Annotated in this window: 23 protein-coding genes and 1 pseudogene; 12 read left to right on the top strand and 12 right to left on the bottom strand. The window is 71.7% G+C overall.

Going from position 1 to position 24,631, the window contains the following annotated elements; genetic code table 11:
* Positions 1-39: 39 nt before the first annotated feature.
* The 5 genes and pseudogenes from DFP74_RS34760 to era all read left to right on the top strand — a co-directional run.
* A pseudogene (locus DFP74_RS34760) lies at positions 40-444 on the top strand (PhoH family protein); the annotation flags it as partial.
* Between the two features lie 113 nt (positions 445-557).
* Entirely contained in the window at positions 558-1,046 is a 489-nt protein-coding gene (ybeY, locus tag DFP74_RS29095) for an rRNA maturation RNase YbeY (RefSeq protein ID WP_121186632.1), read from the top strand.
* Positions 1,043-2,428, top strand: coding sequence for a hemolysin family protein (locus DFP74_RS29090; protein WP_121186630.1), 1,386 nt, complete (start codon positions 1,043-1,045; stop codon positions 2,426-2,428). Before ybeY ends, DFP74_RS29090 begins: the two co-directional genes overlap by 4 nt.
* On the top strand, positions 2,425-2,769 hold the full coding sequence (locus DFP74_RS29085) for a cytidine deaminase (RefSeq protein ID WP_121186628.1): 345 nt from the start codon (positions 2,425-2,427) through the stop codon (positions 2,767-2,769). The genes DFP74_RS29090 and DFP74_RS29085 overlap by 4 nt, the downstream gene beginning before the upstream one ends.
* A 9-nt stretch (positions 2,770-2,778) precedes the next feature.
* Positions 2,779-3,747 carry a GTPase Era gene (era, locus tag DFP74_RS29080; protein WP_121186626.1) on the top strand — a complete coding sequence of 323 codons (969 nt, stop codon included), beginning with the start codon at positions 2,779-2,781 and terminating at the stop codon, positions 3,745-3,747.
* Between the two features lie 248 nt (positions 3,748-3,995).
* On the opposite strand, the gene DFP74_RS29075 is transcribed toward era, so the two are convergent.
* A complete protein-coding gene (locus DFP74_RS29075) occupies positions 3,996-4,730 on the bottom strand; it encodes an IclR family transcriptional regulator (RefSeq protein ID WP_121188600.1) in 735 nt (244 codons plus the stop codon).
* Positions 4,731-5,046: 316 nt separating this feature from the next.
* Here DFP74_RS29075 and DFP74_RS29070 point away from each other — a divergent pair, with 316 nt between their 5' ends.
* The 3 genes from DFP74_RS29070 (at position 5,047) to DFP74_RS35010 (ending at position 7,863) form a co-directional block, all read left to right on the top strand.
* On the top strand, positions 5,047-6,330 hold the full coding sequence (locus tag DFP74_RS29070) for a DUF6986 family protein (protein ID WP_121186624.1): 1,284 nt from the start codon (positions 5,047-5,049) through the stop codon (positions 6,328-6,330).
* Positions 6,327-7,676, top strand: coding sequence for an allantoinase AllB (allB, locus tag DFP74_RS29065; protein ID WP_121186622.1), 1,350 nt, complete (start codon positions 6,327-6,329; stop codon positions 7,674-7,676). Before DFP74_RS29070 ends, allB begins: the two co-directional genes overlap by 4 nt.
* Positions 7,677-7,740: 64 nt before the next feature.
* Positions 7,741-7,863, top strand: coding sequence for a hypothetical protein (locus DFP74_RS35010; protein ID WP_255499665.1), 123 nt, complete (start codon positions 7,741-7,743; stop codon positions 7,861-7,863).
* A gap of 63 nt (positions 7,864-7,926) precedes the next feature.
* On the opposite strand, the gene DFP74_RS29055 is transcribed toward DFP74_RS35010, so the two are convergent.
* The 4 genes from DFP74_RS29055 to DFP74_RS29040 form a co-directional block, all read right to left on the bottom strand.
* The gene (locus tag DFP74_RS29055) at positions 7,927-8,337 is read right to left on the bottom strand and encodes a PIN domain nuclease (protein ID WP_121186620.1); all 411 of its coding nucleotides are present in this window, start codon (positions 8,335-8,337) and stop codon (positions 7,927-7,929) included.
* The gene (locus DFP74_RS29050; protein ID WP_121186618.1) at positions 8,334-8,549 is read right to left on the bottom strand and encodes a type II toxin-antitoxin system VapB family antitoxin; all 216 of its coding nucleotides are present in this window, start codon (positions 8,547-8,549) and stop codon (positions 8,334-8,336) included. Before DFP74_RS29050 ends, DFP74_RS29055 begins: the two co-directional genes overlap by 4 nt.
* A gap of 114 nt (positions 8,550-8,663) precedes the next feature.
* A complete protein-coding gene (locus DFP74_RS29045) occupies positions 8,664-9,929 on the bottom strand; it encodes a M14 family metallopeptidase (protein ID WP_370013443.1) in 1,266 nt (421 codons plus the stop codon).
* Between the two features lie 226 nt (positions 9,930-10,155).
* Positions 10,156-13,530 (bottom strand): BTAD domain-containing putative transcriptional regulator, encoded by a 3,375-nt coding sequence (locus DFP74_RS29040; protein ID WP_199725811.1) that lies wholly within the window; start codon positions 13,528-13,530, stop codon positions 10,156-10,158.
* 191 nt (positions 13,531-13,721) lie between these two features.
* Between DFP74_RS29040 and DFP74_RS29035 the strand changes: the two genes are divergently transcribed.
* Positions 13,722-14,786 carry an alkene reductase gene (locus tag DFP74_RS29035; RefSeq protein WP_121186614.1) on the top strand — a complete coding sequence of 355 codons (1,065 nt, stop codon included), beginning with the start codon at positions 13,722-13,724 and terminating at the stop codon, positions 14,784-14,786.
* A gap of 71 nt (positions 14,787-14,857) precedes the next feature.
* Here the strand turns inward: DFP74_RS29035 and DFP74_RS34755 are convergent, their stop codons facing one another.
* From DFP74_RS34755 to uraD, 7 genes are all read right to left on the bottom strand, one after another.
* Positions 14,858-15,280 carry a jacalin-like lectin gene (locus DFP74_RS34755; RefSeq protein ID WP_233571205.1) on the bottom strand — a complete coding sequence of 141 codons (423 nt, stop codon included), beginning with the start codon at positions 15,278-15,280 and terminating at the stop codon, positions 14,858-14,860.
* Positions 15,280-15,846, bottom strand: a complete 567-nt coding sequence (locus tag DFP74_RS34750) for a hypothetical protein (RefSeq protein ID WP_394341732.1) — start codon at positions 15,844-15,846, stop codon at positions 15,280-15,282. Before DFP74_RS34750 ends, DFP74_RS34755 begins: the two co-directional genes overlap by 1 nt.
* Entirely contained in the window at positions 15,843-16,241 is a 399-nt protein-coding gene (locus tag DFP74_RS34745; protein WP_233571203.1) for a hypothetical protein, read from the bottom strand. The genes DFP74_RS34750 and DFP74_RS34745 overlap by 4 nt, the downstream gene beginning before the upstream one ends.
* 90 nt (positions 16,242-16,331) lie before the next feature.
* On the bottom strand, positions 16,332-17,840 hold the full coding sequence (locus DFP74_RS29025; RefSeq protein ID WP_121186612.1) for a nucleobase:cation symporter-2 family protein: 1,509 nt from the start codon (positions 17,838-17,840) through the stop codon (positions 16,332-16,334).
* Between the two features lie 376 nt (positions 17,841-18,216).
* Positions 18,217-19,113, bottom strand: a complete 897-nt coding sequence (gene pucL, locus DFP74_RS29020; protein WP_121186610.1) for a factor-independent urate hydroxylase — start codon at positions 19,111-19,113, stop codon at positions 18,217-18,219.
* 213 nt (positions 19,114-19,326) lie between these two features.
* Positions 19,327-19,671, bottom strand: coding sequence for a hydroxyisourate hydrolase (uraH, locus tag DFP74_RS29015; protein ID WP_121186608.1), 345 nt, complete (start codon positions 19,669-19,671; stop codon positions 19,327-19,329).
* The gene (gene uraD, locus DFP74_RS29010; protein WP_121186606.1) at positions 19,668-20,222 is read right to left on the bottom strand and encodes a 2-oxo-4-hydroxy-4-carboxy-5-ureidoimidazoline decarboxylase; all 555 of its coding nucleotides are present in this window, start codon (positions 20,220-20,222) and stop codon (positions 19,668-19,670) included. The genes uraH and uraD overlap by 4 nt, the downstream gene beginning before the upstream one ends.
* Before the next feature lie 490 nt (positions 20,223-20,712).
* Here uraD and DFP74_RS29005 point away from each other — a divergent pair, with 490 nt between their 5' ends.
* From DFP74_RS29005 to gcl, 3 genes are all read left to right on the top strand, one after another.
* Positions 20,713-21,507 carry a hydroxypyruvate isomerase family protein gene (locus DFP74_RS29005; RefSeq protein ID WP_121186604.1) on the top strand — a complete coding sequence of 265 codons (795 nt, stop codon included), beginning with the start codon at positions 20,713-20,715 and terminating at the stop codon, positions 21,505-21,507.
* A 134-nt stretch (positions 21,508-21,641) separates the two neighbouring features.
* Positions 21,642-22,529 (top strand): 2-hydroxy-3-oxopropionate reductase, encoded by an 888-nt coding sequence (locus DFP74_RS29000; RefSeq protein WP_121186602.1) that lies wholly within the window; start codon positions 21,642-21,644, stop codon positions 22,527-22,529.
* Positions 22,530-22,690: 161 nt separating this feature from the next.
* Positions 22,691-24,406, top strand: a complete 1,716-nt coding sequence (gcl, locus tag DFP74_RS28995; protein ID WP_121186600.1) for a glyoxylate carboligase — start codon at positions 22,691-22,693, stop codon at positions 24,404-24,406.
* The last annotated feature ends 225 nt before the right edge of the window (positions 24,407-24,631 follow it).

Genomic DNA, 24,631 nt, shown 5'->3' with positions numbered 1-24,631 from the left:
TCGCTCTACGTCACCGAGGACTTCCTGCTGACACACAACACTCTGAACGACTCCTTCATCATCCTGGACGAGGCCCAGAACACCTCGCCCGAGCAGATGAAGATGTTCCTCACCCGGCTCGGCTTCGGCTCCAAGATCGTGGTGACCGGTGACGTCACCCAGGTCGACCTCCCCGGTGGGCAGTCCAGCGGCCTGCGCACCATCGAGACGATCCTGCGTGACATCGACGACATCGCGTTCTGCCGGCTGTCCAGTGAGGACGTGGTCCGGCACAAGCTGGTCGGCAGGATCGTCGACGCCTACGGCCGCTATGACGAGGCTCAGGGCGTCCGGCGCGGCCCCGACGGGGCGCGCGGGCGCGGGCAGGACGCGCGGCGCGGTTCCGCCGACACCCCGAACGAGGTCCGGTCGCGGCCCGGGCACCCCGAAGACGGGGCAGACTGAACCAGTACAGCGTTCGAGCTGGTGGGCCCGCCGGGTGCGGGCCCACCGGTGTCGGGTGCCGGGGCGGCCCGGACACCCGGCCATGACGATTCCAAGTGAGGCATCCGAAACAGATGAGTATCGACGTCGCCAACGAGTCCGGCGTCACCACCGTGGACGAGGAGCGGCTCTCCCGGCTGGCCCGGCACGTGCTCGACGCCATGCGTGTCCACCCGTTGGCGGAACTGTCCGTCGTGCTGGTGGACGAGGGCCCCATGACCGACCTGCACGTGCGGTGGATGGACGAGCCCGGCCCCACCGACGTGCTGTCCTTCCCCATGGACGAACTGCGCCCCGGCGGCCCCGGCCGCACGAGTGAGCCGGGCGTGCTCGGTGACGTGATCATCTGCCCGCAGGTGGCCGAGCGCCAGGCCGACACGGCCGGGCACAGCACCACCGACGAGATCGACCTGCTGTGCACGCACGGCATCCTGCACCTGTTGGGCTACGACCACGCCGAGCCGGACGAGCACAAGGAGATGTTCGGTCTCCAGGGCGAGATCCTGGCCGCCTGGCGCGAGTGTGAGGCCGTCGGAAACGACGAGGACGAGAGCCGGGCATGATTCCGTCGGTGTGGACCGGCGTGGCGATCACGAGCGATCCGCTCGCGTGGCTCGCCGCGTTCGCGGCCGCCCTGGCCCTGACCGCCGCGGCGGGTTTCCTGGTCGCGGCGGAGGTCGCCGTGACCAAGGTGATGTCGGTCGGCATGCCCGAGGGCGAACGCGCCGCGTCGGCCGCCTCGGCCTGGGACCGCGTGGCGGCCGACCCCACGGGACACCTCAACGCGCTGCTGTTCCTGCGCGTGGTGTGCGAGGTGTGCGCGGTGCTGGCCGCGGCCCTGGGCATGGTGTTCCTGATGGGGTTCGGTTGGCTGCCCCTGCTGCTGGCCGCGGCGGCCATGGTGGTCGCCGAGTCGGTCCTCATCGCGATCGCACCGCGCATCCTGGGCCGCCAGTCCGCGGGCCCGGTCGCCATGGCCAGCGCGATCGTCGTCTACCCGCTCCAGGTCCTGGTCAGCCCGTTCGTGCGGCTGCTGGTGTGGGCGGGCCGCGGGCTCACCCCGCGTGAGAAGGGCGACCGCGAGGGCCCCTTCAGCACGGAGGTCGAGTTGCGCAGGCTCGTCGACCTCGCCGAGCGGGGGGACGTCATCGACCCCGAGGAACGCCAGATGATCCACTCGGTGTTCAAGCTCGACGACACCTCCGTGCGCGAGGTGATGGTGCCGCGCCCCGACATCGTCTTCACCAGTCGCGAGGCCGACGCGGACGCCGTGCTGTCGCTGGCCCTGGCCAGCGGGTACTCCCGCATCCCGGTGACGGGCGAGGACGAGGACGACGTGGTCGGCATCGTCTACCTCAAGGACCTGGTCGAGCGGCTGCGCGACCGCTGGGCGGCCGTCTCCGGCGCGGACGGCGCTGCGGTGCCGTTGTGCGCGGGGGACGTGATGCGCTCGGCGACCTACGTCCCCGACACCAAGCCCATCGACGAGCTGCTGCGCGAGATGCAGCAGCAGCGCAACCACGTCGCGGTGGCCATCGACGAGTACGGGGGCACCGCGGGCCTGGTGACCCTGGAGGACATCGTGGAGGAGATCGTCGGCGAGATCACCGACGAGTACGACCACGAGATCCCGCCGGTGTCCTGGCTGGACGACGACCGGGTCCGGGTCACAGCCCGCCTGCCGCTGGGGGAGCTCGACGAGCTCTTCCCCGACCGGGAGCTCGACGTCGCCGACGTGGAGACCGTGGGCGGTCTGGTGGCCTTCGTGCTGGGTCGGGTGCCCGTCGGTGGGGCCCAGGCCGAATACGCTGGTCTCAGACTGACCCTGGAGGGCAAGAGCAGCCGCCGCAACCGGATGACCACGGTGCTGGTGGAGCGCCTGACCGAGGACGCCGGCCACGGCGACCGGGCCAGGAACGACGACGTAAGGAGCACGGAGCAGTGACGGACACGACGGGGCTCGGCCCCGAGGACGGCAAGCTCATCACTCTCGCGCGCGCCTCGCGCGCCCGCAACGCCGCGCCGGAGGGCGCGGCCGTGCGCGACGAGACCGGGCGCACGTACGTGGCGACGACGGTATCGCTGCCGTCCCTGTCGCTGACGGCCCTGCAGGCGGCGGTGGCCGCCGCCGTGTCCAGTGAGGCCTCCGCCCTGGAGGCCGCGGTGGTCGTCACCCAGGCCAAGGAACTGACCGAGGACGACCGCGCGGTGGCGGACGACCTGAAGACCCAGGTGGTGGTGATCGCCGCCCCTGACGGGGTGCCCGCGAGCATCACCCGGCGCTGAGTAGGAACGATGAACGACCTCGACCTGGAGAAGCTGCGCGTACCGCTGGAGATGCCTTCCGTTCCGGAGGGCTTCCGCAGTGGGTTCGCCTGCTTCGTCGGCCGCCCCAACGTGGGCAAGTCCACCCTGATGAACGCGCTGGTGGGGCAGAAGGTGGCCATCACCAGCAACCGGCCCCAGACCACGCGGCGCACGGTGCGGGGCATCGTCCACCGCCCGGAGGCGCAGCTGATCATCGTGGACACGCCGGGCCTGCACAAGCCGCGCACCCTGCTGGGGGAGCGGCTGGACTCGCTGGTGCGGTCCACGCTGGTCGAGGTGGACGTGATCGTGTTCTGCCTGCCCGCGGACGAACCGATCGGCCGGGGTGACACCTACATCGCCAAGGAGTTGGCGGAGCAGACGAACACCCCGGTGGTCGCCCTGGTCACCAAGACCGACAAGGTCGACAGGGAGGCCGTGGGCAAGCACCTGATGGCCGTGGACGAGCTCGGCGACTGGGCCGACATCGTCCCGGTCTCGGCGCAGAGCGGGTTCCAGTTGGACACGGTCACGGGCGTGCTGTGCTCGCACCTGCCCGAGGGGCCGCCGCTGTACCCCGACGGCGACCTGACCGACGAGCCCGACGAGATGCTCGTGGCGGAGCTGGTCCGCGAGGCCGCGCTGGAGGGCGTGCGCGACGAGCTGCCGCACTCCATCGCGGTCGTGGTGGACGAGATGTACGAGCGGGAGAACACCCGCCCGGGCAAGGAGCTGGTGGACATCTACGCGTCGCTGTACGTGGAGCGCCCCAGCCAGAAGGCCATCGTGATCGGCTCCAAGGGTTCGCGCCTGCGCGACGTGGGGTCGCGGGCGCGCAAGCAGATCGAGGCCCTGCTGGGACAGCGGGTCTTCCTGGACCTGCGGGTGCGCGTGGCCAAGGACTGGCAGCGCGACCCCAAGCAGCTGCGGAAGTTGGGATTCGACCAGCAGACCTGAGTTCTCGGGCGCCCTCGCAGTCCCGCCCGTCGCCCGCCGCCACCCTCAACGGACGCCTGCGGCGCAGGCTTGTCCGGACGCGCGTTCGGGGCGCCGGAAGTCACCCCTGTGGTTCCGCGGGCTGAACGGCCTACCTCTCACCCCCTGGGGTTGGAGGTAGGCCGTTTCGTCCTGGTCCACCCCAGCGGGGCGCACCTCGTGGGTGCCTGAGTCGGTCCCCGGGTGTCGCGATCATGCGGAGTGGCGGGTCAGCCCTGGTTGTTGAGGTCGGAGGCCAGGGCGGTGGCGCAGCGCTGCACGATCGGGGCGGCGCGGTCGACGAAATCCCAGTTCACACGGGCCTCGGGGCCGGACACGGACACCGCCATGCCCGAGGGAGCGCCGTCCACGGGCACGGCCACGCAGCGGACCCCGATCTCCTGCTCGCCGTCGTCGATGGCGTAGCCGTCCTTGCGGATGCGGCGGAGCTCGGCGACGAACGCGTCCGGGTCGACGATGGTCCGGTCCGTGGCGGCGGGCATCCCGGTGCGGTGCACCGTGGCCAGCGCCTCCTCGTCGGTGAGCTGGGACAGCAGGGCCTTGCCGACCCCGGCCGAGTGCGGCAGGACGCGGCGGCCGACCTCGGTGAACATGCGCATGGCGTGCGGGGAGGGGACCTGCGCGACGTAGATGACCTTGTCGCCGTCCAGCATGGCGAGGTTGGCGGTCTCGCCCAGGTCCTCCACCAGTTGGGCGAGGTGGGGCCGCGCCCAGGTGCTCATCATCTGTGAGGCCTTGTCGCCCAGGCCGATCAGCCGCGGGCCGAGCGCGTAGCGCCGGGAGGGCAGCTGGCGCACGTAACCGTTGCCGACCAGGGTGCGGATGATGCGGTGGATGGTGGGCAGGGGCAGCCCGGAGGCGTCGGCCAACTGGCTGAGCGAGGCCTCACCGCCTGCCTCGGCCATGATCTCCAGCAGGGAGAAGGCACGGTCGAGGGACTGCACGCCGCCGGCGCGCTTGCCGGAGCTCTCCGGGCGCGAGGCGTCGATGGGGGGCAGTGAGTCTGACAAAGGTCATGCTCCCGAGTTGTGGGCCGCTGTAGTCATCGCTTCTATTCTGCAATACGAAAAGTACTTCCCGCCATCTCGATGTCGGGGCGGGAGCCGCCGCCGTGTCGGGAAGTCGGGCTCCGTGGGTGGGTTACCTGCCGAGTATCCCTTGTTGTTCCGAATCGCAGAAGTTAGTATCCGCATATAGAAATCCGGAGCCCGGCCGCGGAGGACCGCGTGGGCTCCGGCCTACGGAGAGGACACTGAACACGTGGCATCGGACAGCCCTCTGGACCTCGGCGACCTCACGGCCGCGCTGGACGCGCGCCTGGCGGACGCCGACGCCCGCCTGGCCCGCGACTACCCCGGTGCGAACCCCGCCCGTCAGCCGGTCCACACCGTCTACGTTCCCGCCGACCGCGTCCACGCCGGTCTGGCCGCCGACTGGGGACGGCGGGCGTCGGAGGCGCTCACCGAGTTCGCGCCCAAGCCCGGCGAGCTCGAAGCGACGGCCGGCATGAGCGAGGCGAACCTGGACGACCTGCTGTCCCGCGTCCGGGACAAGCTCGCGCGTGAGCCGATCGAGGACCTGCGGGCCGACCTGGAGGACGGGTACGGCGACCACGGGGACGACGCCGAGGACGCCCATGTGATCGCCGTCGCGGAGGCGTTCACCGCCGACCTCGCCCAGGGCGGAGCCACCCCCTACTTCGGCATCCGGATGAAGGGGATGGAGGCCGCCGGGCGGCACCGCGGCGTCCGCAGTCTCACGCTCTTCCTGCGGACGCTGCTGGAGCGGCACGGCTCGCTCCCGGACAACCTGGTGCTCACCCTGCCCAAGATCACCTCGGTCGAGCACGTCGAGGCGATGGTCTGGGTGGCCGAGCGCCTGGAGCGGCGCTTCGACCTGCCCGAGGGGCGGTTGCGCTTCGAGCTGCAGATCGAGACCCCGCAGTCGGTGCTGCTGCCCGACGGCACCGCGGCCGTGCCGCACATGATCCGCGCCGGTCAGGGCCGGGTGAGCGCCCTGCACTACGGCACCTACGACTACAGCGCCTCCTGCGGGATCACCGCCGCCTACCAGAGCCTGGCGCACCCGGTCGCCGACCACGCCAAGGCGGTCATGCAGGTCGCCGCCGCAGGGACCGGCGTGTGGCTGTCCGACGGCGGCAGCAACGTCCTGCCCGTGGGAGACCGCACGCAGGTCCACCAGGCGTGGGACCTGCACGCCGGACTGGTCCGCCGTTCGTTGGAACGCGGCTTCTACCAGGGCTGGGACGTGCACCCCCACCAGCTGCCCATGCGGTTCCTGGCCACCTACGCCTTCTACCGGGAGGCCTTCGAACCCGCGGCCGACCGGCTCAAGGCCTACTTCGGGTCCGTCGCCGGCGGGGTGATGGACGAGCCCGCCACGGCGCAGGCACTGGCGTCGGCGCTGGTCAACGGGTTGCGCTGCGGCGCGCTGGACGAAACAGAGATCACCGGGCGCACCGGGACGGACACGGCGACGCTGGTGGCGCTGGCCACCCGACGCATCGGACAGGAGAACGCATGAGCCACTACGACCTCCTCATCCGCGCCGCGCGCGCCGTCACCCCCGACGGCGAGCGGTCGGTGACCGTGGCCGTCTCCGGCGAACGGATCGTCGCGGTCCTGCCGGGCGCCGACGCGGCCGCCTCCGCGACCCAAGAGATCGTCCTGGCCGAGGACGAGGTCCTGCTGCCCGGACTGGTCGACTCCCACGTGCACGTCAACGAGCCCGGCCGCACTGAGTGGGAGGGCTTCGCCAGCGCCACGCGCGCCGCGGCCCTGGGCGGGGTGACCACGCTCGTGGACATGCCGCTCAACAGCGTGCCGCCGACCACCACCGTGGAGGGGCTGGCCGCCAAACGCGCGGTGGCCCGCGCGCGGGTGAGCGTCGACGTCGGGTTCTGGGGCGGCGCCGTCCCGGAGAACTCCCAGCCGGGGGAGACCAAGGAGCTCGCGGCCCTGCACGAGCAGGGCGTGTTCGGGTTCAAGGCGTTCCTGTCCCCGTCCGGCGTGGACGAGTTCGGGCACCTGTCGCCCACGGAGCTGACGACCGCGATGGAGGCCATCGGGGCCTTCGGCGGCCAGATCATCGTGCACGCCGAGGACCCCGGGGTACTGGACGAGGCGCCGGCCGCGCACGGTCGCGACTACGCGGACTTCCTGGCCTCGCGCCCGGACGAGGCCGAGCACGCCGCCATCGCGCTGGTGATCGAGACCGCGCGGCGCACGGGGACGCGGGCGCACGTGCTGCACCTGTCCAGCGCGTCGGCGCTGCCGCTGATCTCCCAGGCCAGGGCCGACGGTGTGCCGCTGACCGTGGAGACCTGCCCGCACTACCTGACGCTGGCGGCGGAGACGATTCCGGAGGGGGCCACGCAGTTCAAGTGCTGCCCGCCCATCCGGTCCTCGGCCAACCGCGACCTGCTGTGGCGGGCGCTGATGGACGGGCTGATCGACTGCGTGGTCAGTGACCACTCGCCCAGCACGGAGGATCTGAAGGACCTGGACACCGGCGACTTCGGGACGGCCTGGGGCGGCGTGTCCGGGCTCCAGGTGGGCTTCTCGGCCGTGTGGACCGAGGCGCGCCGCCGGGGCGCGACGCTGCCCGACGTGGTGCGCTGGATGGCCGAGGGCCCGAGCCGCGTGGCGGGGCTGAGGGGCAAGGGCGCCATCACGGAGGGCAACGACGCGGACTTCGCGATCGTGGCCCCGGACGAGACGATCCGGGTGGACGTGCGCGAGCTGGCGCACCGGAACCCGGTGAGCGCCTACGACGGGGCCGAGCTCCAGGGCCGGGTGCGCCGCACCCTGCTGCGCGGAGCGGAGATCGACCTCGCGCAGCCACGGGGCCACCTCCTCAGCCGCGACTGACCCGAGGGCCCGACCGTACAACCTCCCTGGGTGCCATACTCGTAAGGCCCCGGGGAGGTTCATCATGCAGCACGACGAGTTCGAAGAGGCCCTTCTCGCGGAGAGCAGGCTCGAGGACCTGCGAGCGGGGCGCGGCGGCACGACACCGCTCTCCGAGGTGATGGACGAGTACGAGCTGGAAGATTGAGCTGCACGGCGCGGCTCTGGGCACAGATCGGTGTCCGGGGCCGCTTTGTGCCGGGATGCGCGATCAATCTGCTACACGCAATTCGTTCTGCCCGGTCACTCGGGCGATCGTCTCGAAGTCCTTGTCACAGTGAATGAGGGTGAGCCCTCTGAGCTCCGCGCAGGCGGCCACCACGAGGTCGACCGGCCCGGCGCTTCGGTGCTCGCCTCGGGAGGTGAGTTCCTTCTGGACCTCCCAGGCACGTCGATAGTCGCGGTCGTCTGGATCGATGGGGAGCAGAAGTCGGTTGAGAAGCGACACGGCGCGTTCCCGATCCTGTGCTGAGCGCACGCTGTACAGGAGTTCCAGCTCGGTGAGCGGGCACACGGCGACCAAACCCTGCACCAAGGCCTGATCCCACCTGTGGTTCTTCTCGGGGCGCGCCAGGATGCGCACGAGAGCGCTCGTATCGATGAGGTAGTGGGCGAAGGTCACGTACGATGTCCGGGCTTATCCGAGAGCAAGTCGAGGTCGAAAGCGCCGTCGGCAACGAGGTCGCGCATCTCGGCCAGGGCAACAGCGCGGTCTCTGCTGATCACGGCCTCCTTGAGCGCGGTGTTCACTGTGTCCTTCTTGGTCTTGGTGCCCAACGCGTCAGAGGCTCTGTTCAGGGCATTGTCGTCGATGTCGATCAGAACCTTCGTCATGAGCGCCTCCCGTATATATATGAATGTGAATAGTATATATCATGAGTTGGCGTTGCGTTCGATGGCGACGGCCCCGGGCACCGAGAGGTGTCCGGGGCCACGGCGCGTGCGGGGTCAGGAGCAGTACGCCTCCTCCTCACCGATGATGCGGTAGGGGCAGTCCGCGTAGTCGAGCAGGCGCAGGACGGCCTCCCTGTTCCGGGAGGTCTCGCGGTCGATCACGGACGAGGGCGGGTAGAAGCCGCCGCCCCAGGAACTGGCGGGGTACATCTCGTACGTGTAGTTGACGATGCGCTGGTCGGCCCAGAGCCAGTCGTTGATCGTCCCGTCGGTGATGTACAGGTCGCTGGACTGCTGGGGCGTGTAGCCGTTGGCGTCGGCCATGTGGATGCCCAGGGCGGCGTGGGTGTCGTACTCCTCCCTCGTCATGCCGTCGCCGACCTCGTCGTAGGTGTAGCCGTAGGGCCACAGGATCAGCTCGCTGTAGGTGTGGAAGTCGATGGCGGCGGTGATCTGCTGCTCGCCGCCGACCACCCGGCCGCGGACGAACTCCGCCACCGCGGACACCTCGGGCGCCGACTCCGGGGCCGGGCCGCGGTAGGTACTGCTGGACGGGTTGCCGGAGGAGCCGTTGCAGCAGCCCCAGAGGTGGTCCCAGTTGCGGTTCATGTCGGTGCCCACCGCGGACGAGCCCTGGTTCGGCTGCCGGTTCTTGCGCCAGTTCCGCCAGGTGGAGCCGGCCATGTCGTACTCGGCGCCGTCGGGGTTGACGTTGGGCAGGATCCAGATCTCCCGGGAGTCCACCAGGTCCGTGATGCGCGCGTCGCTGCCGTACTCGTCGGTCAGCAGCCGCATGAGGTAGACGGCCATCTCCACGGTGAGGTGTTCGCGGGCGTGCTGGGAGTGCGTGAACAGGACCTCGGGTTCGTCCTGGTCCACGGCGGCGTCGTCGCTGATCTTGACCGCGACCAGGTCACGGCCCTCGTGCGACTGTCCGATCACGGACTGCGCGGCGATGCCGGGATGGGCGGCGACCACCTCGTCGATCGTCTCGCGCAGTTCGTCGAAGGTGGTGTAGCCCTCGTCCGGTGCGAGCGGGAGCACCGGCCCGGGGGCGATCTCCGTCAGCTTGTGCCCGAGGCCGGTGAGGGCGTCGGCCTCGGAGGGTGTGGCCGTGACGACGACGGAGCCGTCGCGGACCTCGTCGATGGCGGCGCCGGTCGCCGCGATCGCCGTGCGTTCCTCGGGGGAGTCCGGTCCGTGGATCTCGAACCGGGCGGGGTCGGTGGCGGCGCCCGCGCCCATGGGGCCCAGGAGTCCCAGGGTCAGCGCCGCGAGTGTGAGGGGGATGAGGGTTCGTCGGGCGAGTGTGGTTCTCACGAGGCCTCCGGGGGAGCGGGGTCGAGGCGTCGAATACTTGGCAGTCATTGGAGGAGAGAGCCCTACGCGTTGTCAATATGACTAACCATGCGTGACTATCGTGGCCGAATGCCTGGTTTGCGCACTCACGCAGGTGAAGCCCGCTCGACCCGTGCGTCAACGTGAACACGCTGTGGCCGGATGTGGCCACAGCGTGTTCACGGTGGGCGGTCGGGCCGCTCGGCGCTCAGGCGCGCTCGGGCACCGAAGGCTCGCCCAGCGCTCGCTCGACCGCCTCCGAGAGCACCCACCCGTGCCCGTGGGCCCATGCGCGCTCCAGAGCCGCCTCCCCCAGCAGCCCGCGCACGGCGGCGGTGATCCGGTCGACGTCGAAGCGCTCGGCCGAGGGCAGGGGAGCGCCCGTCTCCTCCCTGGCCCGGGCGGCGGCGCCCAGCAGCCGGGCCGCGCGTTCGCCCTCGCCGTCCAGGGCGTCGGCCCCGGCCAGGCCCTCCAGTGCCATCGCCACCGCGCGGGGGTCGCCGACGCGCCGGGCGGCCTCCAGCCCCTGCGCGTGCAGGTCCCGGGCGGCGGCCGCGTCCCCGCGCGCCTCGGCGCACATGCCCAGCTCGGCCAGGGCGAACGCCTGCCCCGGCCGGTAGCCGTCGCGTTGGTGGGCGTCCAGGATCCGGCGCAGGTAGCGTTCGGCCTCCTCGGGACGGCCGCGCCGCCGCGCGGTCATCGCCAGGCCCCCCTGCACGAACACCACCTTGCTGTCGAACGCCTGCTCCCCGGACACGCGCAGCGCGGTGTGGTTGTACTCGTCGGCCCGGGCGAAGTCGCCGGTGAGCATGTGCACGCGCGCCAGCCGGGTCAGCTCCTCCACGACCACGGCCACCAGGCCGATCCGCTCGGCGTGGTCCAGGGCCGTGCGGTGCAGCTCCGCGGCCTCCTCGTAGTCGCCTTCGATCTCGGCCAGGATCCCGAGCAGGCCGCACGCGCGGACCTGCCCCCAGGGCTCCTCCAGCGCCACGAAGTGCTCCAGGCTCTCCCTGCCGTGGCGACGCGTCTCGGCCAGTTCGCTGCGACGCATCGCCCACCAGCCGCGCAGGTTCTGGGCGAAGGCCTGCCACCACCGTTCGCCGGAGGCCTCGAACAGGCGGTGGGCCTCCTCCACGACCTCGCGCGGGGAGCGCACCGGGGCCGAGGGGCCGTCCGCCATCGACGCCACGTGGACGAGGACGGTGCGGATCTTGGCCGGCAGCAGCGGGTCTCCGGAGCGCTCCGCGAGCGCGATCGCCTCGCGCGCGGTGTCCTGGAGTCCGGGGCGGGGGCACTCGGTGTAGGCGAGCGAGAACCGCCAGAGCAGGGCGAGGGCGCGTTCGGCGTCGGTGGCCTCGCCGGAGGCCGACAGGGCCAGGGACAGCAGTCGCCCGCCCTCGCGGTAGCGCCCCCGCAGATACCAGGCCCAGCCCAGGGAGCCGGTGATGCGCAGGGCCGGACCCGCCTCCCCGTGCTCGGCCGCCCATTCCACGGCGGCCCGGACGTTGGCCGCGTCCTGGTCCCTCCGGTCCAGGGACCGAGCGGTGTCCGCGGTGAGCGTGAGCGACTCGCGCCGCGCCAGGCGGTCGGCGGTGTGGTGGGCGTGGCGGCGCCGGGCCTCGGCCTCGTCCCCGGACTCGGCCAGCTTCTGGCGCGCGAAGGCGCGGATCGTCTCCAGCAGGCGGAAGCCGGTGCCCTCGCTGTCCTGGCGGGCCACGACCAGGGACCGGTCCACGAGCGTGGCCAGCACACCGGCCGCGTCGGCGGTGTCCACCCGGCCCCCGTCGGGGAGCGGGCCGACCGCGACGGCCTCGGCCGCGTCCAGGGAGAACGATCCGAGCTGGACGGAGAGCCGGCCCAGGACGGCGCGTTCGGCCCCGGTCAGCAGGCGCCAGCTCCAGTCGACCGTCGCGCGCAGGGTCTGCTGCCGCTCGTGCAGCCCCGAGCCTCCGCCGCCCAGGAGCTGGAAGCGGTCGTCCAGCCGTGTGGCGAGCTCGCGGACGCCGAGCGAGCGCACCCGGGCGGCGGCCAGTTCCAGGGCCAGCGGCAGTCCGTCCAGGCGGCGGCAGACGGTGGCCACCGCCTCGGCGTTGTCCCCGTCGAGGGTGAAGGAGGGCAGGGACGCCCTGACCCTGCGGACGAAGAGCTCGACGGCGTCGGACCCGGCCATCTCGGCGGGGGAGTGGTCACCGGGCACCCGCAGCGGTCGCACCTGGTGCAGGCGCTCGCCGGGTACGCCCAGCGGTTCGCGGCTGGTCGCCAGCATCCGCAGCCCCGGCGCGGCGCGCAGGAGCACGACGGCCAGGGCCGCGACCGGCTCGGTCACGTGCTCGCAGTTGTCCAGGACCAGCAGCGCGGGCTGGGTGCCCAACGACGTCGCCAGGCGGTCGGCCGAGGAACGCTCCCGGGTCTGGCCGCCGACGTCGCCCTCGTCCTGTAGTCCCATGGCGGCGGCGATCGCGTCGGCGACCTGGTCGGGGGTGGTGGCGTCCGGAGCCCGTCCGACCAGTTCGACGAACCACACGGGGGAGCCGGCCGGGGCCTCCGAGAGCGCGCTCAGGGCGAGGGTGGTCTTGCCGACCCCGCCGGGCCCCACGAGCGTCACCAGGCGGAAGCGCTCCAGATCGCCCCGGAGCCGCTGCGCGGACTCCTGGCGGCCGACCACGTCGGTCAGCGGGGCCGGCAGACGGACCGGGGGCGAGCCCACGGACGCGGGCACGGCGGAGCGCGCGGGCTCCGGTGCGGTGGCGGGGACGGCGGCGCCCGTGAGGGCGGCGGGAGCCGCGGCGGGTGAGGCGGAGGTGGCGGGTGCGGGCCCCGGCGTGGGCGCGGTCGCGGGGTCCAGGTCGGGGGACTGTGCCAGGACCCGCTCGTGCAGGCGGACCAGGTCGTGTCCCGGCTCCACACCGATCTCCCGCGCCAGGAGGTCGCGGCCGCGCCGGTAGCTCTCCAGCGCCTCGGTCTGGCGGCCGGAGCGGTACAGGGCGAGCATGTGCGCGGCGCGCAGCCGCTCCCGCAGCGGTTCGGCGCGCAGCAGTTCGTCGATCTCGGCGACGAGCGCGGCGTCCTCCCCCAGAGCGAGCCGGGCCAGGACGCGGTCCTCGACGGCGGTCAGGCGCATCTCCTCCCACCGGCCCACCGCGGGGACGGCGAAGGGCGCGTCGGCGTGGTCGGCCAGGGCGGGACCGCGCCACAGCGCCAGCGCCTGCCCGAGCAGGTCGGCGGCCTCGGCCGGGCCGGCGCCGCGGGCCCGGCCGACCAGGTCCTCGAAGCGGTCGGCGTCGACCTGGCCGGGATCCACGCGCAGGCGGTAGCCGGAGGGCCCCGACTCCACCCGGCCGCGCGCGCCGGCCTCGGCCCGCTCCAGGGCGCCGCGCAGGCGCGAGACCGCGGTCTGCACCGCCGCCGAGGTGTCGTGCGCGGGCTCGTCCCACAGGTCCGCTCCGAGCCGGTCCGCCGACACCGGGGTGCCGCGGTGGACCAGCAGGTGGGCCAGGAGTGCCCTGACCTTGGCCCCGGGTACACGAACCGGCTCGTCGTCGCCGGTCCACACCGCGAGCTGCCCCAGTACGCCGAATCGCATGCAGACCAGCGTATGCCGCCGGGCCGCGGCGGTCACCGGCCGGGCCACCGCGGTCGGCCGACGGACGGACAGCGGACGGACAGCGGACGGACAGCGGTGGACAGCGGACGGCGAGGAGACGGTGAGCGCCCCTGCCTAGCTTGAGGACATCAGCCAGGGGCACCGCCCCGCGAGAGTGTGGAGAGACCACGATGAGCACCCTGTTCGACCCCATCGCCCTCGGCGGCCTGCAGCTTCCCAACCGCCTGTTCATGGCGCCGATGACCCGGTCGCGCGCCTACGTCGACGGCCAGGTCGACGACCTCGTCGCCGAGTACTACGCCCAGCGCGCCTCCGCCGGGCTCATCATCACCGAGGGCACCCAGCCGAGCGTGCGGGGGCAGGGCTACATCAACACGCCCGGCCTGCACTCCGCCGGGCAGGTGGAGGCGTGGAAGCGCGTCACCGGCGCCGTCCACGACCGGGGCGGCCGGATCTTCGCCCAGATCATGCACACCGGCCGGGTCGGCCACCCGAGCCTGTACCCCGACGGCGGCCTGCCGGTCGGCCCCTCGGCGATCGCCTCGGGCGAGTCCATGTTCGACGGCTCCGGCATGGTCGAGCACCCGGTCCCGCGTGAGCTGACCTCCTCCGACATCGACGAGGCCCTCGACGACTTCGCCTCGGCCGCCCGCAACGCGATCACCGCCGGCTTCGACGGCGTCGAACTGCACGGGGCCAACGGCTACCTGATCCACCAGTTCCTCGCCGACGGGGCCAACCGGCGCACCGACGAGTACGGCGGCACCCCCGAGAACCGGGCCCGCTTCGCCGTCCAGGCCGTGGGCGCGGTCGCCGACACCGTCGGCGCCGAGCGCACCGCCCTGCGCCTGTCCCCGGGCAACCCCTTCAACGGCATCTCCGAGAGCGACACCCGCACCCAGTACCTCGCCCTGCTCGACGCCCTGAACGACCGTCCCGACCTGGCGTTCCTGCACCTGGCGATGGCCTCCCGGGAGACCGCCGAGCTGTTCCGCAAGGAGTGGCGGGGCGCCTTGGTCCACAACCCCGCCTCCGGTCTGGACCTGGCCCCCGCCGTGTCCGCGCTGGAGGAGGACGTGGCCGACGCGGTCGCCCTCGGCAGTGCCTGGCTGGCCAACCCCGACCTGCTGGACCGGGTGCGGGCCGGCGGCCCCTACAACGCGCCCGACTCCGGCTCCTTCTACGGTGGCGACCACCGCGGCTACACCGACTACCCGGTCCTCGACGGATCCTGATCCGCGCGGCGTCACGAGCCCGGTCCCGCGGGGGCCGGGCTCGTGACGCGGCGCCCAGGGGATCGGTACTCCTAGGGGATCGGGGTGTAGACGACGCCGAGCTTGTCGACCTCGTCGCCCGAGCGCCCGTGGAACCCGGCGACGCGCCACCCCTCGGGCGCGGTGAAGGACACCGTGTCCGAGGTGGGCGTGCCGCCCGAGAGCGTGCGCCCGCGGTCGGTGGTGAACTCGGCGTGGAACACCCGCGTGCGTCCGTCACGCCTGCCCGTCGACAGGGTGGCCGAGACCAGGTGTTCGCCCGCCTCGAGCGTGAGCGTTCGCTCGGTGCCGCCCGTCCCGCCGTGGGAGACGCGCCCGCCGTCGGTGTGGCCCATCGCCACCTGGTCCAGGCGCGCACCCGCGCGAAGGGACAGCGTGCGGGGTTCGGCTCCGGCCACGACCCGTTCCACGTCGGTGAACGGGGTGCCGTGCGGACCGCCGGCGAGATCGCTCATCAGGACGCCGGGGCGAGCGACCAGGCGAACTCGGCGGTGTGCGGGTAGTGGTCGGAGAGCATCCGGCCGTCGTCGTCCAAAAAGTCCGCGTGGTCGTTGCGGTAGTCGGCCGACCGCAGGCCGACTACCGGGCTGGAGCGGAACAGGATCTTGTCGACGACCTCGCAGTCGTCGGTGGGCGCGTTGGTCTCGCACACCAGCGCGGGCGAACCCGCGGCGGGGCGGTCGCCGCCGCGCTCGTGCTCCACCCAGGCGTCGGCCGGCCCGAGCGTGTCGGCGAGTTCGCGGATGTTGTCGCCGGCACGCGTGTAGCGGGTGTTGGTGTCGCCCGCCACGACGACCGCGTTCCCGGCCGAGTGCCGCTCGACGAACCGTGTCTGGGTGAGGTTGGCGCGTCGGGCCGCGAGGTCGCGGTCGGAGACCCCGGCGTTGGCGTGCACGTTGTACAGGTCCACGTACACGCCCTCGGCGAGCCGCACACGGGAGGCCGTGAAGCCCTTCGGTGTGAGGCAGTCCGTGCCGTTGCAGGCGTCCCACCCGACCCGGTGGAAGTCGCTGTAGGTCAGGTGGGACAGGGTGTTGAGCCCGTCACCGAAGGGGCCCCGCCGCTGGTGGGCGTCCGGTGCGGGTGGTCGTCGTTCGCGTACAGGGCCGCGTGGTGGTTGAGGTCCTCCTGGACGTGGACGACGTCGTAGGGCTCGATCCGACGCCCGATGATCGGGGTGTTGACACTCGGCCGCTGTTCGTCGGGGTCGGTGATGAGCTCCGGCAGACCCGCGACGTTGTACGTCAGTACGGAGAATGTCCCCGCGGCGGCGGCCGGGGCGGGCGCCGCCGACCGGGCGGGGCCGGCCGGGGCCGCGGCGGTCGGCGCGGCCGCGGCCGGCCCGGCCGCCAACGGGGTGAGCAGGGCGAGGGAGGACAGGAGCACGGACAGGGAGCGTGAGGGGGAGCGGGACACGTGGACCTCTGTCTGGAGGGGACGGTGCCCACCGGATCCTACGGCTCCGCCCGGCCGTGAAGCCGGGCGGAGCCGTGCTCTCCCCGATCGTCAACCCCGGGGCTCCTCCGAGCGGTCCTGGTAGGCGGCGTCGGCGTGGCTGGTGTACTTGGCCTCACCGGGGCCGGCGGTGCCGATCTCCTCCGAGTCGATCTCCTCCGGGGCGCCGCCTCCGCGCGCCCGGCCGATGACGTTGAAGCAGATGTTGAGCACGATGGCGACGAGCGCGGCGCCGATGATGCCCGAGTGCACGACCATCTCGACCGGCTCCGGAAGGAACGAGTAGAAGGTCGGGTAGGCCAGCGGGATGATCGCCACGCCGAAGGACGCGGCCACCAGCACCAGGTTGAGGTTGTTGGTGAAGTCGACCTTGGCCAGGGTCTTGATGCCGCTCGCGGCCACGCTGCCGAAGAGCACCAGTCCCGCGCCGCCGAGCACCGGGGTGGGGATGGCGGCCATGACTCCGCCCAGGACGGGGAACAGCCCCATCACCAGCAGGATGCCCGCCCCGGTGGCGACCACGAACCGGCTGCGGATGCCGGTCAGGGCCAGCAGGCCGATGTTCTGGGCGAACGAACTGGTCGGGGTCGCGCTGAAGATCGGTCCGATGATCGACCCGCTGACGTCGGCGCGCAGGCCGGCGGAGATGCGCTTGGCGTCGACCTTGGTCCCGGTGATCTCGCCGACCGCGATGATGTGCGACGCGCCCTCGGTGAGCACCACCAGCATGATGATGCACATCGTGATGATCGCGGTCGCCTCGAAGCGGGGCAGGCCGAAGTAGAACACCGACGTCGGGTTGAACACCAGGTCGGCCTCCCCGACCCGGCTGAAGTCGGCCATGCCGAAGGGGAGCGAGACCAGGACGCCGGCGACGAGGCCGAGGAGGACCGACAGACGGCCCCAGATCCCGGGCAGCACCCGGGAGCACAGCAGGATCAGCGCGAGGGTGAACCCGGCCAGGGCCAGGTTGGCCAGGGGCGCGGCGGGCACGGCCGCGCCGCCGTCGTGGGACACGGTCGCGCCGTCCATGATCCACCGGGCGGCCACCGGCATCAGGCTCAGCCCGATCACCGTGATGATCGTGCCGGTGACGATCGGGGGGAAGAAGCGGATGAGCTGCCCGAAGAACGGGGTGAGCAGCAGGGCGAAGAGCCCGGCGGTGATCGACGCCCCGAAGGCCACGGGGAGGTTCTCCCCGTTCTCGCCGGCGGCCAGGGTGGTGATGGCGCTGACGGGGACGAACGAGCACGCCACCACGATGGGCATCTGCGAACCCAGGCGCCAGGGTCCGACGGTCTGCAGGAGGGTGGCGATACCGGCGACGAGGAGCGCTCCGCTGACGAGGATGCCGATGGCGGCGGGGTCGTTCGCGAGTCCAGCGGCGGCGCCGATGACCAGGGCCGGGGCCACGGCGCCGGCGTACATGGTGAGGATGTGCTGGAGCCCGTAGACGAGCTGGAGCCGGAACGGCGGGCGCTCGTCCTCGGGGCGGGGGGTCGTGGGTGAGGGGTTGGGCTTCGTTGTGGCCGAGTCCTTCGCGGACGGACTGTCGTTCATGGCCAGTTTCCAGCCTTCGCGGTTGGTGGTCACCGGTGGGGGGTGACCGGTTTCTCGGGTGTGGAACCCGGTGGTTTCGTCCCTGGCCGACGGCCGTTCCCAGGCACGCCGCAGCCGGGGCTGCGGCCGGAGGCCGTCGGTCGGGGGCGGTGGCCCTACTCCCGCGCAGCGCCCGGGGGCGATGGCGGGTGACGGGCGGCCGCGTCGCGACGCGAGTCGGCGAGGGGTGCGACCTCGAACGGTGGAACCCCGTCAAGGGGCGGAAGGGAGCCGGGACCCGGCCCTGCGGCGCGCACGGCGCGGCGTCGGGCCCCGGCGCGGACGGACCTGGTTCGGGCCAGGGTGCCGAGGCGCGGGAGACGCCCCGGAGGGCGTCCTAGACGAAGCCGGGCACGTTCTTCCAGGCGTCGCCCGCGTCGGGCGCGTCGTCACGCTCGACGGTGGCCTCGATCTTGCCGTAGGGGCGGTCGGCGGCGAAGAACACCTCGCCCGGGTTCTCCAGGTCGAACGGCGACAGGTCCACCAGGAAGTGGTGGTTGTTGGGCATGGAGAAGCGGATCTCCGCGACCTCGGGGTGGGCCTCCAGGACGGCGCGGCCCATCTCGTACAGCGTCTGCTGGAGGGCCAGGCTGTGCGTCTCGGCGAAGGCCTCCAGGCACAGGGCGCGGATGGAGGCGTAGGCCTTGTCGAAGTCGTGTCCGGTGCCCACGTAGCGCCAGCGCGCGGTCACGTCGGTCGCCAGGATCCGGTCGGTGGTCTCGGCGAGCGTCGTGTACTTGGTCTTGGGGTAGCCGTGGAACTCCGACCCGGTGGACTTCAGGACGGTCAGGCCCTCGAAGCCGGAGACGACCCACTCCTGGTCGCCGTCCTTTTGGACCACGGTGGTGCGGGTCTCGGCGCCGCGCCGGGAGAAGGCGTGGTCGTGGGGGCCGGAGGCGGTGGTGATGCGGTCCCAGGAGTACTCCTGGATCTCCTGGCGCGCACCGTGCACGTAGTCGTGCTCGTCGACGAAGTGCCGGGCGAGTCCGAGGGCGAAGTCCTCGATGGCGCCGACGCCGCCCCACTCACGGGCCTTGGCGTAGACGGTGTTCTTCTGGGTGTCGGTCGGCAGACACGTGCTGTTGTCGCCGATCGTGTGCACTGTCTCCAGGTCCCCGCGGAGCTGTGAGGTGACGTTGACGTCCTTGATCTGGTGGACGTCGGTGCCACGGTCGATGTGGACGAGGCGTACCTCGGCCTTGCCGTACTGGTTGTCTCCGAGTCGGATGCCCATCAGGGTGAACTCCGTTCGCTTTCGTTCATGAACTGAAGTCGTCATCGTTCGCGCCGTAGCGCCGTGCGTACGAGGGAGGACCGCTGTGGTCATGCGGAAGGACCTGTCGCGCACTCGAAGAGGTGGGGTGTGTCCGCGGTCGATACCGTCCGGCGGCTCCTTTCCGTGGGGGTGTGCGGCGGGCGGCCGGAGGGCCGTCGCCGTCGCGGGCGGCTAGGAGCCGCGGTAGGTCGAGTAGGCGAACGGGCTCAGCAGCAGCGGCACGTGGTAGTGCGCGTCCTCGTCGGCCAGGTGGAAGACGATGGTGACCTCGGGGTAGAAACCGCTCTGCCCGGTCGCGTCGAAGTAAGCCTGGGTGTCGAAGACGACCCGGTAGAACCCGGCCGGCAGCTGGTCGGGGCCGAAGTCGGGCACGCGCCCGTCGGTGTTGGTGCGCCCCTCGGCCACGGGCTTCCAGGAGGTGCGCGCGGAGTCGGCCGCCGCCTCCAGCCGGACGGGGACCTCGCGCGCGGGGCGGCCCAGCGCGGCGTCGAGGATGTGCGTGGTCACGTGGCTCATGCGGCGTCCAGGAGTTTCTCGAGCCGGAGTCCGGCGATCTTGCGCAGTTCGTTTCCGACCACGGTCAGTTCGGTCTCCTGGTCGTTCTCCAACCGGCCGATGAGGTCCGCGAGGAGTTCGCGGCTCGTGCGGCCGCTGGCGCACACCAGGTAGATCTGACCGAACCGGCCCTCGTACTCGCGCTGGGCGAACTCGAAGATCCGCTGGACGCGCAGCGAGGCGTCGTCGGTGTCGGCGGCGAACGCGGACTGTTCCCCGCGCGACCAGGCGGCCTCGGTGCTCTCTCCCTCGGCCTTGTCCCCGATGCGCGGGTGGCGAGCGAGCGCGGAGGCGACCTCGTCGGTGCTCACCGCGCGGGCGTGCTTGTCGGCGTGGTCCAGCAGGCCGCGTCGGTCGGCGAAGGGCGCGGCCGACGCGACGGCCTCGACCCAGCGTTCGATGTCGAGGCACTGCGCGAGCTCGGTGCGCAGCTCCGCGGGGGAGAGCGCGTTGAGACGGTCCAGGCCGGAATCGGAGGCACGGCCTGGCGGGCTCGCGTTGGTCTCGGGCATGTGGGCTCCCGTTGTACGGCCGGTCGTGGTGCTGCGGAGGTCCTGTACCCGCGCTCGGGTGGAGGAAGCGGGCGATGGTCCCCCGCACGGCCAACCGTTTTCGTAGTGCAGATGGCTGTTTCCGTATGACGGAGTAAACGGACTCTAACCCGTCCGGGTGTGACCTTGTCAACACTGGCTAGAGGGCTTTGCGCAAAAACTCCGGCCTTCGTTCTCTCCAGTGAACTACCAGCGAAGTTACCGGGCCGAAGGCGGCGCGCGCGGGCGTGAGGGCGGCGGGACCCGGTGCGCGGCGCCCCGGGCGGAGGTTCGGGGGAGGGGCGGGAGCCGGGTGCGGCGAGGCGACGCGTGTGCGCTGAGGGGTCGAGCGCCGGCGCTCGCTTCGTTCGGGGAGGTTGACAAGTCGGGGTGGCGCCCCGCACACTCAGGTTATTCCTTCAAGTGAAAATCAGATTCCACAAAGCGGAATCCAAGGTGACGGAGGCAAGGCATGAGCCACGCTTTGGGCTACACGGTGAACTGCTCGCTGCTGTTCACCGAGCTCCCCCTGAACGAGCGCCCGCAGGCCGCACGGGACGCCGGGTTCCACGCCGTGGAGTTCTGGTGGCCGTTCGACGACGCCACCCCGCCGCAGGACGAGGTGGACGCGTTCGTCGCGGCCGTCGACGCCGCCGGGGTTCGGCTGAGCGGGCTCAACTTCTTCGCCGGAGCCCTGCCCGGCCCCGACCGCGGTGTGCTCTCCCAGCCCGCGCGCTCCGCCGAGTTCCTCGCCAACCTCGACGTGGTCGCCCGCATCGCCGAGCGCACCGGAACGACCGGCTTCAACGCGCTCTACGGCCGCCGCCTGCCGGGTGTGGACCCGGCGGAGCAGGACCGGCTCGCACTGGAGAACACCGTGGCCGCCGCCGAGGCGGTCGCCAAGGTCGGCGGCACCGTCCTCGTCGAACCGATCAGCGGCGCCGACGACTACCCGCTCAAGACCGCCGCGGACGGCCTGGCCTTCGTGGCGAAGGTGAAGGAGGCCGGGGCCGAGAACGTCGCCCTCCTGGCCGACTTCTTCCACCTGGCGGTCAACGGAGAGGACGTGGCCGCCGTGGTCCGCGCCCACGCCGCCGAGTTCGGGCACATCCAGATCGCCGACGCCCCCGGTCGCGGCGAGCCGGGCACCGGTGAACTGCCCGTCGCGGAGCTGCTGGCCTCGGCCGAGGCGCACGGCTACCGCGGGCTCGTCGGCCTGGAGTACAAGCCCACCGTTCCGACCCACGAGAGCTTCGGCTGGCTCTAGCCCACCATCGCCCCGGGGGGCGTTCCACGAGGGGCGGGGCTACCGCCCTCAACGGACGGCCTTCGGCCGCAGCCCTTCGCCCGTCACCCGTCACCACAGCCGCACACACCCGTACAGCCACGAAAGGGGTCACCATGCCCGCCACGAACGTCGCCTTCATCGGACTGGGGATCATGGGCCTTCCCATGGCCGCCAACCTCGTCCAGGCCGGCTTCACCGTCACCGGCCACAACCTCACCCCCGACCGCGTCGACGCACTCGTCCAGCAGGGCGGCCGCCGCGGGGGCAGCATCGCCGGAGCCGTCGCCGACGCCGACATCGTCATCACGATGGTCCCGGACTCCCCGGACGTGCAGGAGGCCATGCTCGGCGAGGGCGGGGTCTTCGACAACGCCAAGCCCGGCACCCTCATCATCGACATGAGCACCATCCGCCCGGACGTCTCCCGCGAGATCGCCCAGGCCGGGACCGAGCGCGGCTTCCGCGTCCTGGACGCTCCCGTCAGCGGTGGCGAGGCCGGCGCGATCGAGGCCAAGCTCTCGATCATGGTCGGCGGCGAGCAGGCCGACTTCGACGCCGCGCGCCCGGTCTTCGACGTCCTGGGCTCCACGCCCGTCCTGGTCGGGCCGCACGGCTCCGGTCAGACGGTCAAGGCCGCCAACCAGCTCATCGTCGCGGGCAACATGCAGCTCCTGGCCGAGGCCCTCGTCTTCCTCGAGGCGCACGGCGTGGACACCGAAGCGGGCCTGGAGGTCCTGGGCGGCGGTCTCGCCGGCAGCACCGTCCTCCAGCGCAAGGGCAAGGTCATGCGCGAGCGCGACTTCAAGCCGGGCTTCCGGATCGCCCTGCACGACAAGGACATGCGGATCGTCACCGACTCGGCCCGCGAGGCCGGGGTCGCGCTCCCCGTGGGCGCCACCGTGGCGCAGCTCGTGGGCGCGCTCAAGCTCCAGGGCGACGGTGGACTCGACCACTCCGCGCTGCTGAAGACCGTCCTGCAACTGTCGGGTCGTGGCGAGTAACCACCGCCCCGAGTGGAATTCCCGTCGGCGGTACCGGCCGTCCGCCACCACGGCTGACGTGTGAACCGCGTGGCCGGCGGCGGCCTCGGGTGTTGGCCGCACCCTGGGTCCCGCCGACGGAAATCCGTTCAACCCCCCTAGCACTGAAGGGTTCGCTTCAAATGGTACAGATGCCCGCGATGAACGCCGTCGTCGAGGTTCTCAAAGACGAGGGTGTGGACACCGCCTTCGGCTGCCCCGGTGCGGCGATCCTGCCGCTCTACAAGGCCATGGAGGACGTCGGTGGGATCGAACACCTGACGGTCCGCCACGAGGAGGGCGCCACCCACATGGCGGACGGGTGGTCGCGCACCACCGGCAAGGTGGGTGTCGCCATCGGCACCTCCGGCCCCGCCGGCACCAACATGATCACCGGTCTGTACACGGCCATCGCCGACTCCGTGCCGATCGTGTGCATCACCGGCCAGCAGCGCACCGACCTGCTGGACAAGGAGGGCTTCCAGGCCGTCGACATCGTCGAGATCGCCAAGCCCGTCACCAAGTGGGCCGTGCAGATCAAGGAGGCGGCGACCGCCCCGTGGATCTTCCGCGAGGCGTTCCGGATCGCCCAGTCGGGCCGCCCCGGCCCCGTGCTGGTCGACATCCCGGTCGACATCGCCCAGCAGCTGATCGACTACGACCCCGCCATCGACGCCCCGCTCAAGATCAACACCGTCGAGCCGCACCTGCCGCGGGTGGAGCGCGCCCTGGACCTGCTGCTGGAGGCCGAGCGCCCGCTCATCCTCGCGGGCGGCGGCGTGATCCTGGCCGAGGCCTCCGACGAGCTGCGCGAGCTCGCCGCGCACCTGAACGTGCCGGTGCAGGTCACCCTCATGGGCAAGGGGTCCTTCGACGAGGACTCCCCGCTCTACTCCGGCATGACCGGCGTGCAGACCTCGCAGCGCTACGGCAACGCCTCCTTCCTGGAGTCGGACCTGGTCCTGGCCGTCGGCGCCCGGTTCGCCGACCGCCACACCGGGCAGATCGACGTCTACCGCGGCGAGCGCAAGTTCATCCACGTGGACATCGAGGCCACGCAGATCGGGCGGGTCTTCGAACCCGACCTGGGCGTGGTCTCCGACGCCAAGCTGTTCCTGCGCGAACTGCTCGCCGCCGCCAAGCGCCGTGACGCCAAGGCCACCGTGCAGCCGTGGATCGACCGGATCGGCACGCTCAAGTCCGAGCTGACCCGGCGCGAGGACTTCGACACCGTCCCCGTCAAGGCTCCGCGCGTGTACAAGGAGATCAACGAGGTCTTCGACGAGGACACCTACTTCGTCACCGCCATCGGCCTCTACCAGATCTGGGGCGGGCAGCACCAGAAGGCCTACAAGCCCCGCCGCTACCAGATCTGCGGCCAGGCCGGGCCCCTGGGCTGGGAGATCCCCGCCGCCATCGGCGTCAAGAAGGCCCTCAAGAACACCGAGCCGGACGCGGAGGTCGTCGGCATCGTCGGCGACTACGGCTTCCAGTACATGGTGGAGGAGCTGGCGGTCGCCGCCCAGTACGACGTGCCCTACGTCATCATCATGCTCAACAACGAGTACCTGGGCCTGATCCGCCAGGCGTCCATCCCGTTCGACATGAACTACCAGGTGGACATCCACTACGACGAGTACGGCACGGACAACGTCAAGCTCATGGAGGCCTACGGCTGCTCCGGCCGCCGCGTCTTCGAGCCGTCCGAGATCCGTGAGTCGCTGGAGTGGGCCCGCAAGGAGGCGCGTGCGACCTCCCGTCCGGTCCTGGTCGAGATCATGATCGAGCGCGAGGCCAACACCCCGCACGGACCGGCGATCAACGCGGTCAAGGAGTTCGAGCCGGTCCCCGGCGCGTAACCGACCCGCGGGCGGTCGGACAGCCACGCGACCGCCGCCACAGCCCGCCGCGGCCCGGACCTGCACCCCGGGCCGCGGCGACCAGGGCGTCTTCCACGGAACACACCCTGGGCCCCCACGGGGGAGAGAGGGGCGTCACGGTGACCACTTGGCCGGGCCACCGCGGCGCCCCTTCGCCGTGCGCGGGAATAGAGGAGCGACCGTCACCGTCGAAGAGGGAGACGT

The sequence above is a fragment of the Nocardiopsis sp. Huas11 genome (assembly GCF_003634495.1).
In the GTDB taxonomy this organism is placed as follows: domain Bacteria; phylum Actinomycetota; class Actinomycetes; order Streptosporangiales; family Streptosporangiaceae; genus Nocardiopsis.
The sequence above is the reverse complement of the archived record's forward strand: the minus strand, read 5'-3'. Positions and strand labels throughout refer to the sequence as shown.